The sequence below is a fragment of the Ruminiclostridium papyrosolvens C7 genome (assembly GCF_000421965.1).
Taxonomy (GTDB): Bacteria; Bacillota; Clostridia; order Acetivibrionales; family DSM-1351; genus Ruminiclostridium; species Ruminiclostridium papyrosolvens_A.
This window is the reverse complement of record NZ_ATAY01000094.1, coordinates 152,758-168,997: the sequence shown is the minus strand read 5'-3', so window position 1 is coordinate 168,997 and position 16,240 is coordinate 152,758. Positions and strand designations below refer to the sequence as shown.

Annotated in this window: 14 protein-coding genes; 6 read left to right on the top strand and 8 right to left on the bottom strand. The window is 38.8% G+C overall.

What is annotated here, in order from left to right; translation table 11 throughout:
* The first annotated feature begins 129 nt into the window (after positions 1–129).
* The 4 genes from L323_RS39305 to L323_RS39290 all read left to right on the top strand — a co-directional run bounded on the left by L323_RS39305 (position 130) and on the right by L323_RS39290 (position 3,336).
* Positions 130–414, top strand: coding sequence for a CopG family ribbon-helix-helix protein (locus L323_RS39305; protein ID WP_020817167.1), 285 nt, complete (start codon positions 130–132; stop codon positions 412–414).
* Positions 408–758, top strand: coding sequence for a type II toxin-antitoxin system PemK/MazF family toxin (locus L323_RS39300; RefSeq protein WP_004621433.1), 351 nt, complete (start codon positions 408–410; stop codon positions 756–758). The genes L323_RS39305 and L323_RS39300 overlap by 7 nt, the downstream gene beginning before the upstream one ends.
* A 28-nt stretch (positions 759–786) precedes the next feature.
* Positions 787–1,317, top strand: a complete 531-nt coding sequence (locus L323_RS39295) for a hypothetical protein (RefSeq protein ID WP_020817166.1) — start codon at positions 787–789, stop codon at positions 1,315–1,317.
* Between the two features lie 141 nt (positions 1,318–1,458).
* A complete protein-coding gene (locus L323_RS39290) occupies positions 1,459–3,336 on the top strand; it encodes an FAD-dependent oxidoreductase (RefSeq protein WP_020817165.1) in 1,878 nt (625 codons plus the stop codon).
* 289 nt (positions 3,337–3,625) lie between these two features.
* On the opposite strand, the gene L323_RS39285 is transcribed toward L323_RS39290, so the two are convergent.
* Complete coding sequence (locus tag L323_RS39285) at positions 3,626–4,369, bottom strand: WecB/TagA/CpsF family glycosyltransferase (protein ID WP_020817164.1); 744 nt, start codon at positions 4,367–4,369, stop codon at positions 3,626–3,628.
* A gap of 206 nt (positions 4,370–4,575) precedes the next feature.
* Here L323_RS39285 and L323_RS39280 point away from each other — a divergent pair, with 206 nt between their 5' ends.
* Complete coding sequence (locus L323_RS39280; protein WP_031342535.1) at positions 4,576–5,478, top strand: YitT family protein; 903 nt, start codon at positions 4,576–4,578, stop codon at positions 5,476–5,478.
* Positions 5,479–5,798: 320 nt separating this feature from the next.
* On the opposite strand, the gene L323_RS39275 is transcribed toward L323_RS39280, so the two are convergent.
* Both L323_RS39275 and cooS read right to left on the bottom strand, forming a co-directional pair.
* Positions 5,799–6,143, bottom strand: a complete 345-nt coding sequence (locus L323_RS39275; RefSeq protein WP_020817162.1) for a cupin — start codon at positions 6,141–6,143, stop codon at positions 5,799–5,801.
* Positions 6,144–6,175: 32 nt separating this feature from the next.
* Positions 6,176–8,308 carry an anaerobic carbon-monoxide dehydrogenase catalytic subunit gene (gene cooS, locus L323_RS39270; protein ID WP_020817161.1) on the bottom strand — a complete coding sequence of 711 codons (2,133 nt, stop codon included), beginning with the start codon at positions 8,306–8,308 and terminating at the stop codon, positions 6,176–6,178.
* 194 nt (positions 8,309–8,502) lie between these two features.
* Between cooS and L323_RS39265 the strand changes: the two genes are divergently transcribed.
* Positions 8,503–9,102, top strand: a complete 600-nt coding sequence (locus L323_RS39265; protein ID WP_020817160.1) for a DUF3794 domain-containing protein — start codon at positions 8,503–8,505, stop codon at positions 9,100–9,102.
* 87 nt (positions 9,103–9,189) lie between these two features.
* On the opposite strand, the gene L323_RS39260 is transcribed toward L323_RS39265, so the two are convergent.
* The 5 genes from L323_RS39260 to L323_RS39240 form a co-directional block, all read right to left on the bottom strand.
* The gene (locus tag L323_RS39260) at positions 9,190–9,666 is read right to left on the bottom strand and encodes a GNAT family N-acetyltransferase (protein WP_020817159.1); all 477 of its coding nucleotides are present in this window, start codon (positions 9,664–9,666) and stop codon (positions 9,190–9,192) included.
* Between the two features lie 20 nt (positions 9,667–9,686).
* A complete protein-coding gene (argF, locus tag L323_RS39255; protein WP_020817158.1) occupies positions 9,687–10,604 on the bottom strand; it encodes an ornithine carbamoyltransferase in 918 nt (305 codons plus the stop codon).
* Between the two features lie 26 nt (positions 10,605–10,630).
* Complete coding sequence (gene carB, locus L323_RS39250) at positions 10,631–13,843, bottom strand: carbamoyl-phosphate synthase (glutamine-hydrolyzing) large subunit (RefSeq protein ID WP_020817157.1); 3,213 nt, start codon at positions 13,841–13,843, stop codon at positions 10,631–10,633.
* A 68-nt stretch (positions 13,844–13,911) separates the two neighbouring features.
* Entirely contained in the window at positions 13,912–14,967 is a 1,056-nt protein-coding gene (gene carA, locus L323_RS39245; protein WP_020817156.1) for a glutamine-hydrolyzing carbamoyl-phosphate synthase small subunit, read from the bottom strand.
* Positions 14,968–15,011: 44 nt separating this feature from the next.
* The gene (locus L323_RS39240; protein WP_020817155.1) at positions 15,012–16,214 is read right to left on the bottom strand and encodes an aspartate aminotransferase family protein; all 1,203 of its coding nucleotides are present in this window, start codon (positions 16,212–16,214) and stop codon (positions 15,012–15,014) included.
* Between the last annotated feature and the right edge of the window lie 26 nt (positions 16,215–16,240).

Genomic DNA, 16,240 nt, shown 5'->3' with positions numbered 1-16,240 from the left:
AAAAACTTAATTTGACCTCACATATGTCGGAATATTATAATACTACTATATGATAACATAAACTATAATTATCTTCTTTGAACCGCATAAAATAAAATAAAGGGTTAAAGTAGAGAGTGGGGGTTTAAATTGTCTCAATATAAAAAGATAATGGTCAGTATTCCGGATAATTTACTTGAGGAAATAGATAACATGGTTAACGTCGAAAAAACCAATAGAAGTGAACTCGTCAGAGAAGCGATGACACTTTATTTGAGGGAAAGACGTAAAATTCGTTTGAGGGAAGAAATGAAGCTTGGCTACGAAGAAATGGCTGAAATAAATCTTAAGCTGGCGGAGGTTTGCCTTGCAGCCGACAATGAGCAGCAATGCAAGTATGAGGAACGGCTTGGGGAGATGGAGGAAACGTGGTAATTAAAAGAGGAGACATTTATTACGCTGATCTGAGCCCTGTTATTGGCTCAGAACAGGGCGGCGTCAGGCCGGTTTTAATTGTACAGAACGATGTTGGCAATAAATACAGCCCTACGGTAATTGCTGCTGCAATTACTTCTCAAATTAATAAAGCTAAGTTGCCGACCCATATTGAAATAGGTGCTCTGGAATACGGTCTTGCAAAAGATTCCGTTATTCTTCTTGAACAAATAAGAACTATTGACAAGAAGAGACTAAGGGAAAAAATAGGGCACCTTGATGATGACCTGATGACAAAAGTCAACAATGCTCTGGAGGTTAGCTTCGGGCTTTCTGAAATATAGATATTAATATACGAAAGAGAGGTAATTTATGAGAGGATTGTTTAGGAGAATAAAAAAAGAGTATATAATTACAGCTCTAATACTGATTGGCGGATTCGCATTGCTACATATTGCCCCTGCTGTTATGGCGTCTACAACGCCAACTTCTACAAGCAGTTCCCCAGTTTTGTATGACAAAACCTACATAGATGCTTTGGAGACTGAATTAAAAACTCTTATACAGACAAGTGATGCACAAAAAAAGGTAGCGGAGCTGGAAAAAGAAGTTGCTGATCTGAAAGCGAGTATGACTTTTAAAATAATCAAACTTCAGACCGGACAGACCCTTATTGGCAGTGAAAGTTGTGAAATTATTGTCAGGACGAAAAATAAAGTTGTCGCTTATGTATCTTCTACAGCCACAGGCGGAGTTTCAAATCTGATATCAGGAAGAGATATTAAAAACGGCGAGATAATTCCCGACAATCAGCTTCTTCTCATACCTAAAGCTGACGGAAGAGGTATTAAGGCAAATGCACCCGCAGATATAATGATAAAAGGTACATACACGATAAAATAGTGTTAAACTTACATATAAAATACAATTATTAAGAAAAAGAAGCTTATAGTCGATATTATAAATAGCTTCTTTTTTTTGTTTGTTTGAAAACAAGATAACCGGATATATAAAAATAAAAATATTAAAGAGGATAATGACGAAATGAAAAAGAAAACCAAGCCATCAACCAAACTGGATAAAAGGATTGATATTCTGGTCAGGGTCGTGTTAGTTCTGACAATTGCCATAATAGTCTTTTTCTTCGCAATCCGGCCAATGATTTTTAAAAAAGACTATTATTTTCAAACCGGCAATGATGTTACTCTTGAAAATTTGGGAAGTGACAAAGGTTCTGATAATTATGATATAGCAGTTATCGGTGACAGTATTGATGGAATCAGTGCGGCGCTGGGAGCGGCGGATGTGGGTGCTAAAACCCTTCTGGTTTGCTCAGATAAGGAACTTGGGAGTCAGATGGGTGGTTCCTATGACACAAGCTGGTCACCGGATGTTACTCCAACAGGAAACAACGTAAGCTCAGACATATTTAAGGAAATCAGGTACAAAGCAGGAGAAGCTATAAACATAGGTAATTATATAAAAACAGTCAAGGAAATGGTCTCAGAAGAAAAGAACCTTGATGTAATGTATGATTCCCAGATTACCGAAATGGCTATCCAAAACGGCCGGGTTCAGAAAATAGAGTTTAATACTCCCAAGGGAAAAAGAACAATAATCGCTAAACAGTACATTGACTCAACGAAAGAGGGAGAAATACTTAAACAGGGCAATGTGCCGTATAGCGCAGGATATAGCGATATTGGCATAAAAAATTTGTTCCCTCCCGTATATCTGAATTTTATGGTATCTGGAGTTGATTACAAGCAGATTGAAAAATTAGTGGATGAGCAGAAAATGCTTATTAGCAGCCTATTAAAACAATATAATACAAGTAATTTAAATGTTTCCGTTTCAGGTTTTAATGTATCAGACCAAGGAGACAACAAGGTTCTTATTGAAGGAATTACCGTAAAAAATGTTGATTTGCAAAATAAGAAAAAGATTCAGGAATATTATAATATTGCTTCAAAAGAATGTATGGACTTGTTCCAATTTCTAAAGCTAAATCTGGAGCCCTTCAAAAATGCAGGGGGATTAAGCATTGCAGCACAATTTATCAGACCTTCGGCATATCACTTCAAAGGGCTTTATAATTTAACACTTGGAGATATACTTACAGGTAAGAGATTCAGCGACAGAATCAGCACTGCATCAAGACCCGTCACAATGACCATGGAGGACGGAAACGGGTATATCATCTGCAATCCAAAGATGTTTTATATTCCGCTGCGCTCAATGATACCTCAAGGTTTGAATAATGTTCTTATGACAGGGGATAAAATTTCTTGCTCGTCATTGGTACAGAGTGCCATAAATTCAAATTCCAGTAAGTCGGGTTCAGGGTATGCCGCAGGAATAATTTCCGCCTATAGCATTTCAAAGAAAATAGATATTCCTCATATAGTTGAGGATTACAATCTGGATACTCAGGCTGAAATAGAAAAGGTTTTGCGGAAAAAGGGAATATTCATGTCGGATATCAAAGAGGACTTGACAAGCCTGACTGCAAACTGGAGTTATCCCTATGCTGAAAAGCTACTTAATATAGGTTTGCTTAGCGGAGGAGTAACAAACGATCTTAAATTCAACAAGAAGGCTAAAAGTCAGGATTTTGCATATGTAATATTAAATGGTGTGGTTAGAACAGCACCGGATAAGTATAACTATGGTTTTGATGCAACCCTCAGAGTCTATTTAAAGGATGAACCTTTGACAAAGGATAAGTTGGCACAGATACTTTTGGATGTGTCAGGGAAGAAGGCTGCAGACAAAAAATATTATGATGAAGCCTGCAAGCAGGGACTCATTGACGAAACTCTTATACAGAAACTCAGAAATAAATCCGATGTGGAATACTCAGAAATGTATTATGCCGCTGTAAAGGCTATAGAGAAGATAACGGGAAAGGCCATAGAATAAGTTGTGTGAAGGAACTAAATGAGGATGTTGCAAAATTAATTTTTATCTTTCTTTACCTGTACTAAGGAGTATAAATTGAATCAATGGAAGCTTGGTTAAAGATATTTGCAGATGTTTACCGGCGAACACGGATATTTTACCGGAAAACCTATCACGATGTAGGTTTTAGCGACACAGTGAATCATGGACGATGAATGTGAGCGACGGTAAAATATCCAAAGATGAGCCGCTATAAACTCTTGCAAATATCTTGGAAGCAATCATTGATATAATTTTATACGGGAGTTAGTTATTTGATTTTAATAAATCCCACTTTTACACCTAAAATGTAGATAATAAATTTTGGAAGCCTTAACATTCTTTTGAAACGCCAAGGTTCCTTGTATAGCCTGTAGAGCCATTCTAAACCATGGTTTCTGAAAAAATCAGGTGCAAGCTTTACATTTTCGGCCAGAATATCAATTGTACCGCCTAAACCCATACATACCTTGACCTTCAGCTGTTCCTTGTGCTGATGAATCCACTGTTCCTGCTTTGGAGCTCCAAGGCAGACAAAAAGAACATCTGCTCCGGAATTGTTTATCTGGTTGATTATTTCGCTTTCATCTTCCTGTGAAAAGTAGCCGTTTCTGGTACCGACGATTTCAGCTCCAGGGTAATCACATATAACATTGGCATGAGCTCTTTCAGGTATACCCGGCTTTCCACCGAAAAGGAAAAACTTTACAGGTCTTTTTGATGAAGCTATAAGGAGATTTTTAGCCAAGTCAAAGCCTGACACCTTTTCTGCAACGCTTTTCCCCAATATTTTTGAGGAAAGGACTACTCCGGCACCATCTGCAACTAACATGTCCGCTGAGTTAAGAATCTTTTTAAGTTCTTTGTTTGTAATTCCGTCCATCATGATTTCTGCATTTGGAGTATATATTGAATGGTTTCTGTCTGATTGTATAAATTCGTAAACCCTTTCAACCGCTTGTTCCATAGTTATATCATCTATATTAATTCCTGCAATATTAACCAGTTTCCTCATAAAAAATAAATAACCTCCATTGTTTGTTAAAAACACTTTAAAGTTTAGATTATCTATATTTATTTGTCAATGTTGTGCAAATCACCTTGAAAAAACATGCGACAGAATATTGTTGTAAATAAAATAACTGTTTATATAATTTTAAAAAACATATATTATGTATATATGTTTTTTATCTTTAATCAGATGGGAGTTAGTTGTTAAATATGGGAAAAGTATTATCTACGCTTAAAAGCTATTTGCTGATAACATTTGGTGCAGTAATAACCGCTTTGGCAATAAATATATTTCTTGTTCCTTACAAGATAGCACCCGGAGGACTCAGCGGACTGGCAACAGTTCTCTACTACCTGACAAACGGGAAACTAAGTATAGGAATCACAATGCTTGCAATTAATGTGCCCCTTTTCCTCATGGGTTACAGGTTTATAGGAAGAAAATTTTTTATAAGAACAGTGTACGGAACAGTTGTTTTATCGGTAATCATCGATGCAACCGAAAAGTATATCGGGAATATAGCACAAAAACTTCTCCTTGACGGAACATCGAGTTCTGTGGCTCCCGATATACTGTTATATAGTATAATCGGAGGTTTTTTAAGCGGAATCGGACTTGGTATTGTTCTGAAAATGGACGCTACCACGGGTGGAACTGAACTTGCTGCAAAGCTTTTAAACAAGTTATTTCATAGTCTTACTATAGGACAAATGCTCCTTGCCATAGATGCAATAATAATTATGTTTGCTATTATTGTCTTTAACAGTATTCTAATAGGGTTATATTCTCTTGTGAGCCTTTTTATCACTATCAAAGTAATAGATGCTATTGTTGAGGGTGTAGACTACGCCAGAGCAATTTTTATAATTTCGGAGAAGCAGGATGAAATATCCCGAAGACTGCTTGTGGAATTGGACAGGGGAGTTACTGAATTAAAGGGTAGAGGAGTTTATTCAGGAAAAGACAAAAATGTACTGCTGTGTGTAGCGGCAAGGACGCAGGTTCAACAGCTGAAAGAAATTGTACATGAGATTGATAAAAATGCTTTTATGATACTTACCGATGTGAGGGAGGTTCTGGGAGAAGGGTTTACAGGAACTGTTTCAAAGTAAGGAAATTAAGAAGGGGCTGTTGCAAAATAGAAAGTTTTCGTTTTAACACCGTACTCCCGTATAAAATTATATCAATGATTGCTTCCAAGATATTTGCAATAGTTTATAGCGGCTCATCTTAGGATATTTTACCGTCGCTCACATTCATCGTCCATGATTCATTGTGTCGCTAAAACCTACATCGTGTGGATTTTCCGGTAAAATATCCGTGTTCAACCATAAACAACTGCAAATATCTTTAACCAAGCTTCCATTGATACAATTTATACTCTGAGTACAGATTAAGAAAGATAAAAATTAATTTTGCGACAGCCCCAGTATCAGTCTATTCCTTTTGAGTACATTTCATTTGACGGATTAGGACTGATGGTAACATAAAGACTTAAATCCTCTTTTACTAAAGGAACACTGAAATCGTCCTGACCACTGGCAGTGCCTACCGAACCAAAAGAGATTTCAGACACATCATCATTGATCCTGACTTGAGCACTGCCAGTGAGGACATAATAAATGAGTTCTGAATTTTCATGCTTGTGAACTGGGAGGGTTTGTCCTGCTTTTAAATTCAGTACAAAGGCCAGTACTTTTGGGTTGGCAAATAGTATTCGCTTGGTCAGATTTTTTTCATTAAAAACCATACTGTCTTGAATATTTTTCAATTCCATTCCGGTTCTCCTTTCCAATGTTGTAAATGGTATTAGTTCAAGCCCAATTCTTTACGTTTCTTTTCAATGTGGTCAACATAAATTTGAACAGTTTTCTCGGCATCCAGTTCTACTACTACCTTACCTAAACCAAGAGTCTCTGTTGTCTCGGTAAGAGTCTTTACAACTACATCGCTACCTGTAATAGAAGGTACGGGAGCGATATGCACAAGCCAGCCTAGAGCTACTGCGGTACATGCGTCTGCCACAGCCTTTTGTTCAAGGTATTCAGGAGCTCCGATTACCAGCGGCAGCTTGTTTGTATCCACTTTAAGGGCATCTGCAAGCTCTTTTGCGGTATGAGTCATTTTCCCGATATCCACACAAGCACCATATGAAAGTACAGGAGGGATTCCAAGCTGTTTGCAGACAGCCTTCAAACCCTCACCGCATTCGTCGGCAGCCTTTGGGTCTGTTAACCCGGTATATTCCATTACAGAAGAAGTACATCCGCCTGAAAGAACCAGAATGTTATTGGCAATAAGTCCTTTTGTTATCTTGAATATATTGCTTCCACCCTGACCAAAGCGGGCTGTGGTGCATCCAACTATGGTCGCAATACCCCTGATATTACCGTTTGCTATTTGTTCAATAAGGGGGTCAAAGCTTCCGCCGAGAGCATTTCTGATAGGTTCTGTGCTGAAACCGACTGTACAATAAGAAACATGAGGTGGAATATAGGTTTTTCTGTTTTCTGATTTACGCTGCTTGAAGGCATCAATTGCCATATCCAGTGCTTTTGAAGCCTGCTGGTTCATTTTTTCGGGAACGAAGTCCAAAGTTTCTGTTCCCTGCAGCTGTATAACAGGGTGGGTACTTAAAAGCTTTGTACCAAATCTTTTTGCAAACAGAGGCATGGTAGCTACCGTACAGTTATAGTCGAACATGAAAAGATCCACAACCCCCGTTGCAAGGAGATATTCTTGCGAAAGCCATTCACCTTCCTGGCCTCCATAACCCTTCTGGTTGTGTGTTCCCTGATAGTTCATCAACTGCTGGCCTTCACATACATGGCCTAGTATCTGAATTCCGTCTGCACCTGCTGCCTTCGCTTTTTGCTGCCACTCATCGGTTGATGCCAAATCGATTGCAACATGGGCAAGAAGTGGCATGTGCCCGTTTGTAACAACATTTATCATATTTTCCTTCAGAAGTCCCATGTTCTGCTTCTTTTGGGCAATTTCCTGAGTTCCCATGAGGATTTCCTGTATAATATCCAATAGGAACAGTCCCTGATATTCATTTGCAACACCAAGGCGTACACTGTTTAAGAGGAATTCTACGGGGTCTGATGTAAAGTTTGTCATACAACGTGTCTGTGCATAGGCAACTTCGCTATAACCGCCTCCGGGGAACAAACCCAACTTGTTCCAAAGATCCTTGCGCTGAGTCGGAGCAAAGGCCTCTACAGCCTTTGACGGAACATGGAACGGAGCGTGAATATCGTCCATAACCCATGTGGCGAACTCTATCGCCAGTTTTTCTATAGGCTGATTAGCGTTTAGACCTGCCATGTCGGCATATTTCTTTAACTTTTCGGGGTCTCTTATTCTAAGTCCGCTGTCAGGGTGTTCTCCGGCTGCCTTCAAAGCTCTTGCTGCTTGATGGCAGTGAAATATATTTGCTGATGTACCTATTGTAACATGACGGTACATAAAGTTTCTTGCAACCATTGTGTGGGCATCAACACCACAGGTTCCTCTAGGTACTTTGTCGTTAATACGGCAAGGGCCATTTGCGCAAAGCTGACAGGAAAGACCTTCAATACAGAATTTACATTGAATTGGCTGCTGTTGACTGAACCTGTCAAATACATTGGTCATTCCAGAGTCGTGGACAACCTGGTACATCTCCCTCATAGCAGGATCGATAATAACATTAAGAGGATAACCTTCCTTGGACTGGTCATTTTTCTTAATATGTTCTCTTTGCCACTTGTGAACTTCCTCCATTGACGGAGATTTTTCAATCTTGTCATAATCAATCTTGATACGATTATGAATATCCGAGTGAGTGTTGGGATCATTTGAGTCTTCTTTTGTAAGCTTTGAACCGAAGGTTGTGTTATCCCCCCTCATAGTTTCAGCACTTTTTTCAAAAGAGTTTTTTATCTCCTTATCTGACATTAAAAAGCCTCCTAAATTGTAATTTCATATATATGTTGTACAATTGTGGATTTCAGTATGCATGAGTTATAGTATATAGTATAAGACTGCATTTAATAACAAAATTTGTAAAAATAAGTTAACATAATGCAACTTCTTGTTGTTTTATGAATAGTATATATTAGTAAACAAATATTATAGAAAGGATTAAAAAAATGGCACAATTTGAAACTAACCCCAAAGGCCAATATTTTGGCGAAGAATTTGATCATGACGAAGGTAAAAAACACGGTGAAAAGTGTATTAAGGTACCTGAGGTTATTGGTAGAAACAGTTGTCAGACTTTAGTGGAGTGTGTAATTCCATTCCCAGAGCAATATCCTGCTATTGAAATCAAAGATATACAAAAGCAAATACGTGACCTGATAGTTCATGTATGTAAAAATAAAGTCTTGATTAATGGTATACTGCATAAGAACATCAATTACAAAACTTATGAGGGTAATAGTGATTATTATTGCTGTTATCAGAAATACGACAGCTATTACGGAGACGTAAGGCATGTTGCGGTTAATATACCATTCGCATGTTTTATTGAGATTCCCGGTGCTTGTCCTGGTGACGACTACCAGATAGAATATGCTGATGTTGAAGACACATGTGAAATAGATATTCTTGAAGACCCATGTCCAAGTAAGGGACCGGTTAAAGAATATAGGAGACTAAGAGAAAAAGTTATTATAAAAATTGATCTTAAAGTATTAAGAGATGTACAGATAACAGTAAAGCCTGAAAAATGCAATATATGCCCGTAAAATTTTTAAGATTAATATAACTGAATAAACAAAAGAGAGGGTATGAAAGTCCGAAAAACTTTCATACCCTCTGAATTTATATACAGCCTAATAATATTCTTTTACCAGTAATGCTCTTATATAGCCCCGATCCGTACTGGTAGATTCTACGTAAAACCCTCTACCATAATAAAAGCGAATAAGGTCGCGGTATTTTGAAGCAGTATGGAGACTTACTTTTTTTACCCCATGATGTTTTAGAATCTTATCTGCAAGGTTCATAAGGGATTTTCCAATACCTATATTGTGGTAATCAAGCATGACTCCAAAACGGCTTATATACGCTGATTTATCCGGCATTATCTTAATCCTGATAGTACCTACCGGATTATTGTCAATAAGCGCTATGTAAACTTCTTTTTCAGCAATATCGGCTTCTATAGTATCTATACTTTCTGTCAAAGCATCCATCATTACAGATAAACCTGCATCCTGCATATATTTCTTAAAAGCTTCCTGTATAATAGTTGCAATAGCAGGGGCATCTTCTATAGTAGCCTTTCTGATAATAAATGAATAATTCATGTTGGTCCCTCATTCTGATTTTAACCCATTAGGGTTGCCATTACTGCCTTCTGAGCGTGAAGACGATTTTCTGCTTCGTCGAAAATAACTGACTGGGCACCGTCAATAACGTCCTCGGTTACTTCGTAGCCTCTGTATGCCGGCAGGCAGTGAAGGAAGATTGCGTCTTCCTTTGCTTTGGCAAATAACTGGGAGTTAATCTGATAAGGCATGAATATATTGAGCTTTTCTTCCTTTTGGTCTTCCTGACCCATGCTTATCCATGTATCTGCATAAACAACGTCCGCATTAGCAATTGCTTCAACAGGGTCTTGGGTTAGTACTACCTTGGAACCGCTGGACTTTGCAGCTTCTTTTGCTTCATCCACATATCTGCTGTCACATTCATAGCCTTTAGGAGAAGCAATTGCAATATCCATTCCTGTTTTGGCACAGCCATGTAGCAGGGAGTGGGCAACATTATTTCCATCACCTATATATGCAAGTTTCAGACCTTCAAGTTTCCCTTTGTGTTCATAAACAGTCAGCAAATCTGCAAGTATCTGACACGGATGCATTTCATCAGTTAAACCGTTTATTACCGGTATAGTTCCATACTTTGCAAGGTCTTCAACGTCGCTTTGCTTGAAGGTTCTTATCATAATTCCATCTATGTAACGGGACAGAACATTAGCAGTATCAAAAATGGACTCGCCCCGGCCAAGCTGTATATCGTTTGAGCTTAGAAAGAGGGAATACCCTCCCAGTTGATACATACCAACTTCAAAAGAAACTCTGGTTCTGGTGGACGACTTTGTAAAAATCATTCCAAGTGTCTTACCCTTTAGAAGGTGGTGCTGGACTCCTTCCTTAGTCTGCCGTTTAAGCTTTGCCGAAAGTTTTAATAAATCATGTATCTCATCAGTACTTAAATCATTAAGACTTAATAAATGTTTCATAACAATATTACCTCCATTAATAGATTTTATCCTCTATATACCGAATATTCATCAAGGGCATAAACGTCGGCCTTATTGTCTGCTATGAGACGTTCTAAAATACTTAAAACCGCATTGGTTGTATCCAGAGAAGTTATGCACGGAATATTGTATTCCATTGCGGTTCTTCTTAAGACAAAACCTTTTCTTTCAGGTATTTTGCCTCTTGTAGGAGTATTAATTACCAGTGTTATATTATCTTCCTTAATCAAATCAAGAACTTTTTCATCTTCAATAAATTCAATAGGAAGGTTTGCATACTTTAGTGCTTCATATGTTCCTTTAGTAGCCGAAAGTCTGAATCCAAGCTCCAGTAACTTATTGGCTATATCCCGGCACTCGTTTTTATCCCTGTCGGCAACCGACAAAAGTACATTTCCGCCGGAAGGTATCTTAGTACCGGAAGCGGCGACAGCCTTGTACAATGCATTGTAGTAATCTCTGTCAACACCCATAACCTCGCCTGTAGATTTCATTTCAGGCCCCAGAAATGTATCAACTGTAGTCAACTTTGCAAATGAAAATACAGGTGCTTTTACTGCGTAAAAATCGGTTTCTTTAGCAAGGCCGTTTTTATAACCCAATTCTTTAAGGGTTTTGCCCATAATCAACTTAGTTGCTACACCTACCATAGGAATTCCCGTTATTTTGCTCATTATAGGGACAGTTCTGCTGGCACGGGGATTAACTTCGATTACGTACACTTTTTCATTGCTATCCATAACGAATTGTATATTAAACAAACCTTTTACTTTCAGAGCCTTGGCAAGACGGATGGTATAGTCCTCAATAGTATCTTTTACCTTTTGGGAAAGATTTCTCGGAGGATAAACGGCAATACTGTCTCCGGAATGAACTCCCGCACGTTCAATATGTTCCATGATTCCCGGGATGAGAACTTCATTTTCATCACAAATTCCGTCCACTTCCATTTCCTTACCAACTACATATTTGTCGATTAGAATAGGATGTTCAGTGGAAATTTCTGAGGCCATAGTGATATATTCTTCTAGAGTCTTATCGTTATATACAATTTCCATGGCACGGCCCCCAAGTACGTAGGATGGCCTTACCAGAACTGGATAGCCGATTTTATTGGCAATTTCTTTAGCGTGTTGGAAAGAATAAGCCGTATTGCCTTCGGGAATAGGAATATCCAATGACTCCAGAAGCTTTAAGAATTTGTCCCTGTCCTCTGCAACATCTATACTGCGGACTGAGGTTCCGAGAATCTTAACACCTTCCTGATGCAGGGTTTCGGCCAGATTTATTGCAGTCTGACCGCCAAACTGAACAATAACCCCAAGGGGTTTTTCCTTTTCAATAATATCCAGGACACATTCCTTTGTAAGAGGTTCAAAATACAGTTTGTCGGAGGTATCGAAGTCCGTGCTTACAGTTTCGGGATTATTATTTATAATAATTGATTCAATTCCCATTTCTTTAAGGGTTTCAACGGAATGTACGCTGCAATAGTCGAATTCTATACCCTGACCGATTCTTATGGGGCCTGAGCCTATAACCAGAACCTTATCACCTGTGGTAACCTCAACATCGTCTTTTTCCTCGTATGTTGAATAGTAATACGGAGTAGCGGCTTCGAATTCACCCGCACAGGTATCAACAATCTTGTAAACAGGGTTGATAGGATATTTTTGTCTTAATTCAAGTATTTTTTCAAGAGGTACATTGGCAAGATTGGCTATATAGGAATCACCAAAGCCTATTTTCTTTGCCCTTGCATATAAATCATAATCAAGCCATGCAATACCTGCATTTGTTATTTCTTCTCCCAATCTAACAATCTTTTTCAGTTTTCTTATAAAGAAGTCGTCAATTTTTGTAATTCTGACGATTTCACCTGCTGAAACACCCTTTTGTATAGCTTTGCAAATTGCGAATATTCGCTGATCACTGGCGTGCTTTATATACTTAACAAGGTCTTCGCGGCTCATGCTGTCAAACAAGCTGAGACCTAACTGATAATTAAATTTTATATCAAGAGAGTCAATTGCTTTAAGCAAGGATTCCTCAAATGTACGTCCGATGGCCATAACCTCGCCCGTAGCCTTCATCTGTGTTCCAAGGCTTCTGTCAGCATTGGCAAACTTGTCAAAAGGCCAACGGGGAACCTTGGTTACAACATAGTCCAAAGACGGCTCAAAGCACGCACTGGTGGTTTTTGTAACAGAGTTCTTTATTTCGTCAAGTGTCATTCCGATAGCTATTTTTGCCGTAACTCTGGCAATTGGATATCCGGTGGCTTTTGATGCCAATGCACTTGAACGGCTGACTCTTGGATTTACCTCAATAACAACATACTCAAAGCTGTCGGGATTTAAAGCAAACTGTATGTTGCAGCCGCCCTTTATATCCAAAGCCCTTATTATCTTTATGGAAGCGGTTCTCAGCATCTGATACTCAACGTCAGACAGGGTCTGGCTGGGAGCAACAACTATACTGTCACCGGTATGTACTCCAACCGGGTCAAAGTTCTCCATATTACATATGATAATGCAGTTGTCATTGCTATCACGCATTACTTCGTATTCAATTTCTTTCCAGCCTGCAACGCTCTGTTCAAGCAGAACCTGACTAATCATACTGAGCTTGAGACCTTTTCCGCAAATATATTTGAATTCTTCCATATTATTTGCTATTCCACCGCCGGAACCTCCCAGTGTGTAAGCAGGTCTGATAATAATAGGGAATCCGATTTCTTTTGCAAATTCAATAGCATCCTGCATGGTTGTTACAATTTTACTTGGTGCAACCTTTTCGTCAATTTCTTGCATTGTCTCCTTGAAAAGCTCTCTGTCCTCGGCCTTTTTTATAGAGGAGAGGGAAGTCCCCAGAAGTTCTATGTTAAGCTCGTCAAGAATTCCGTCTTCAGCCAGTTCAACAGCCATATTAAGGCCGGTCTGACCGCCAAGTGAAGCAAGAATTCCATCTGGCTTTTCCTTGTATATGATTTTTTTAACAAATTCAAGAGTAATGGGTTCAATATATACCTTATCTGCTGATTGGGTATCTGTCATAATTGTTGCGGGATTACTGTTAATCAGAACAACCTCAATACCTTCTTCCCGTAAGGACTTGCAGGCTTGAGTACCGGAATAGTCAAACTCTGCAGCCTGACCTATTACGATAGGCCCTGAACCTATTACCAAAACCTTTTTTATATTTATATTCCTTGGCATACCATTCGCCTCCATGAGCCGCAATGCGGTAATATAATGAATTAACTGCTTGCTAATAATTTTATAAACTACAGCATTTTTACAAAGTCATCAAAAATATATGCGGAATCCTGTGGACCCGGTGCTGCTTCAGGATGGTACTGTACGCTTATCAATGGAAGCGTTTTGTGTCTGAAGCCTTCAATTGTATCATCATTTACATTTCTGTGTGTTATCACGATATCATCATTTGAACTGCTGTCAATTGCATAATTGTGATTCTGAGAAGTTATATAACATCTTCCTGTAATGTAATCCTTAACAGGATGGTTGCCGCCGTGGTGGCCAAATTTAAGTTTTTTAACATTGCATCCTAATGAGAGTCCCAAAAGTTGATGTCCAAGGCAAATCCCCATGATTGGTTTTATTCCCAGAAGCTGTTGAACTGTTTTTTTAGCAACAGTTAAATCCCTGGGGTCGCCGGGCCCGTTGGAAAGAAGAATACCGTCAGGATTTAATTCCATAATCTCATCAAAGGTACTGAAAGCAGGGAGGATGTGTATATCACAGTCTCTGCTTTCAAGAGAACGTATTATGTTGCTTTTTACACCGAAATCCAGAAGTACCACCCTTTTTCCCGAACCGGAAATATGAGTGGGAGTTTTTGACGTAACCTCCATTACCAGGTTTCTTGGGATACTTTTATAGTTTTCAAGGTTTTTGCGTAGGGTATCCAGATTTCCACATTCAGTGGATATAATCCCGTACATGCTCCCGTGTTTACGAATATGCTGGGTTAACGCTCTGGTATCAATACTTTTTATACCTACGATATTGTGTTTTGCAAAATATTGATCCGGGTCCATGTCATTTCTCCAGTTGCTGGGAGTAGAACAGAGTTCCTTAACTATAAAGCCCTGAACATGAGGCTTGTAGGATTCATTGTCGATGGAATTGAATCCGTAGTTACCGATTAGGGGATAAGTCATTGTGACAATCTGTCCGTTATAGGAAGGGTCAGTAGTTATTTCCTGATACCCTGTCATACAAGTATTAAAAACAATTTCTCCGGCTGTTTCACCGCTTTTTCCAAAACCTTCTCCTGAGAAATATGTACCGTCTTCAAGTAATAGAACTGCTTTCATTATATATAAACCTCCGTGAGCCTGACAGCGACTCGCTAATATATTTAATTTAATTCTTCCAATGATTCTTTTAATGTTGTAATAAAATCATCTGCGTCCTTCTGCGTAATAATAAGAGGCGGAAGAATTCTCAAAATATTTTGACCTATATTGGCAATAAGGTATTTCTTTTCAAACATCCTGTTTTTGACATCGGGAGCTATAGGCTTGTTAAGCTCTATACCAATCATAAGGCCTGCCGCTCTCACTTCAGAAATTATAGGGTAGGAGGCGGATGCCATTTTTTCCAGTTCACTCTTAATGTAGCTGCCGGTTTTCTCAGCATTTTCAGGAAGGTTCTCTTCCTTCATTATTTTCATAACTGCAAGACCAGCTGTACAGGCTAAAGGATTTCCTCCGAAAGTTGAACCGTGGTCGCCGGGAGCAAATGCCTCTGCAACCGATTCTTTGGCACATACCGCAGCTATAGGAATTCCCCCTCCCAAAGCCTTTGCAAGAGTAAATATATCCGGCTCGATGTCAAAGTTTTGGTATCCGAAGAGCTTGCCGGTTCTGCCTATGCCGGTCTGAACTTCATCAAATATAAGCAGCAGATTTTTGTCATTGCACAAATCCCTGACTTTTTTCATATATTCGCAATCACATGGATAAACTCCGCTTTCTCCTTGAATGGGCTCCAACATAATTGCACATGTGTTTTGAGTAATGGCAGCTTCCAAAGCAGCTATATCGTTTTGAGGAACCTTTTTAAAACCTTGTGTAAGAGGCTCAAAGGGCTTTGCATACTTTTCCTGACCTGTAGCGCTGAGAGTTGTTATGGTTCTTCCGTGAAAGGACTTGTTAAGGGTTATAATCTCGTATTTTTCCGGCATCCCTTGTTTTTTGAAGTAAATTCTTGCAAGTTTAATGGCACCTTCGTTGGCTTCAGCGCCGCTGTTAGCGAAGAATATCTTATCTGCACAGGAGTTTTCTACCAACTCTTTTGCAAGTTGAGCCTGTGGCTCTATGTAGTAAAGATTCGAACAGTGTACAAGATTATTCAATTGCTCACTGACCATTTCTGTAAAAATCGGATGTCCGTAACCTATAGAATTAACTGCAATTCCTGAGAAAAAGTCTGTGTACTTTTCTCCTTCTGTACTCCATAAGTGTATGCCCTTACCCCTTTTAAAGGCAACAGGTATTCTTTTACCAAATGTATTCATGTAATATTTATCATCATATTCCTGTATTTTTTCAAAATCCATGACAATCACTCCTTCATACTGAAAAT

Coding starts and splice junctions, on each gene's coding strand:
- L323_RS39295 (WP_020817166.1), top strand. CDS start 787: ATGAGAGGATTGTTTAGGAGAATAAAAAAAGAGTATATAATTACAGCT.
- L323_RS39290 (WP_020817165.1), top strand. CDS start 1,459: ATGAAAAAGAAAACCAAGCCATCAACCAAACTGGATAAAAGGATTGAT.
- L323_RS39285 (WP_020817164.1), bottom strand. CDS start 4,369: ATGAGGAAACTGGTTAATATTGCAGGAATTAATATAGATGATATAACT.
- L323_RS39280 (WP_031342535.1), top strand. CDS start 4,576: ATGGGAAAAGTATTATCTACGCTTAAAAGCTATTTGCTGATAACATTT.
- L323_RS39275 (WP_020817162.1), bottom strand. CDS start 6,143: ATGGAATTGAAAAATATTCAAGACAGTATGGTTTTTAATGAAAAAAAT.
- cooS (WP_020817161.1), bottom strand. CDS start 8,308: ATGTCAGATAAGGAGATAAAAAACTCTTTTGAAAAAAGTGCTGAAACT.
- L323_RS39265 (WP_020817160.1), top strand. CDS start 8,503: ATGGCACAATTTGAAACTAACCCCAAAGGCCAATATTTTGGCGAAGAA.
- L323_RS39260 (WP_020817159.1), bottom strand. CDS start 9,666: ATGAATTATTCATTTATTATCAGAAAGGCTACTATAGAAGATGCCCCT.
- argF (WP_020817158.1), bottom strand. CDS start 10,604: ATGAAACATTTATTAAGTCTTAATGATTTAAGTACTGATGAGATACAT.
- carB (WP_020817157.1), bottom strand. CDS start 13,843: ATGCCAAGGAATATAAATATAAAAAAGGTTTTGGTAATAGGTTCAGGG.
- carA (WP_020817156.1), bottom strand. CDS start 14,967: ATGAAAGCAGTTCTATTACTTGAAGACGGTACATATTTCTCAGGAGAA.
- L323_RS39240 (WP_020817155.1), bottom strand. CDS start 16,214: ATGGATTTTGAAAAAATACAGGAATATGATGATAAATATTACATGAAT.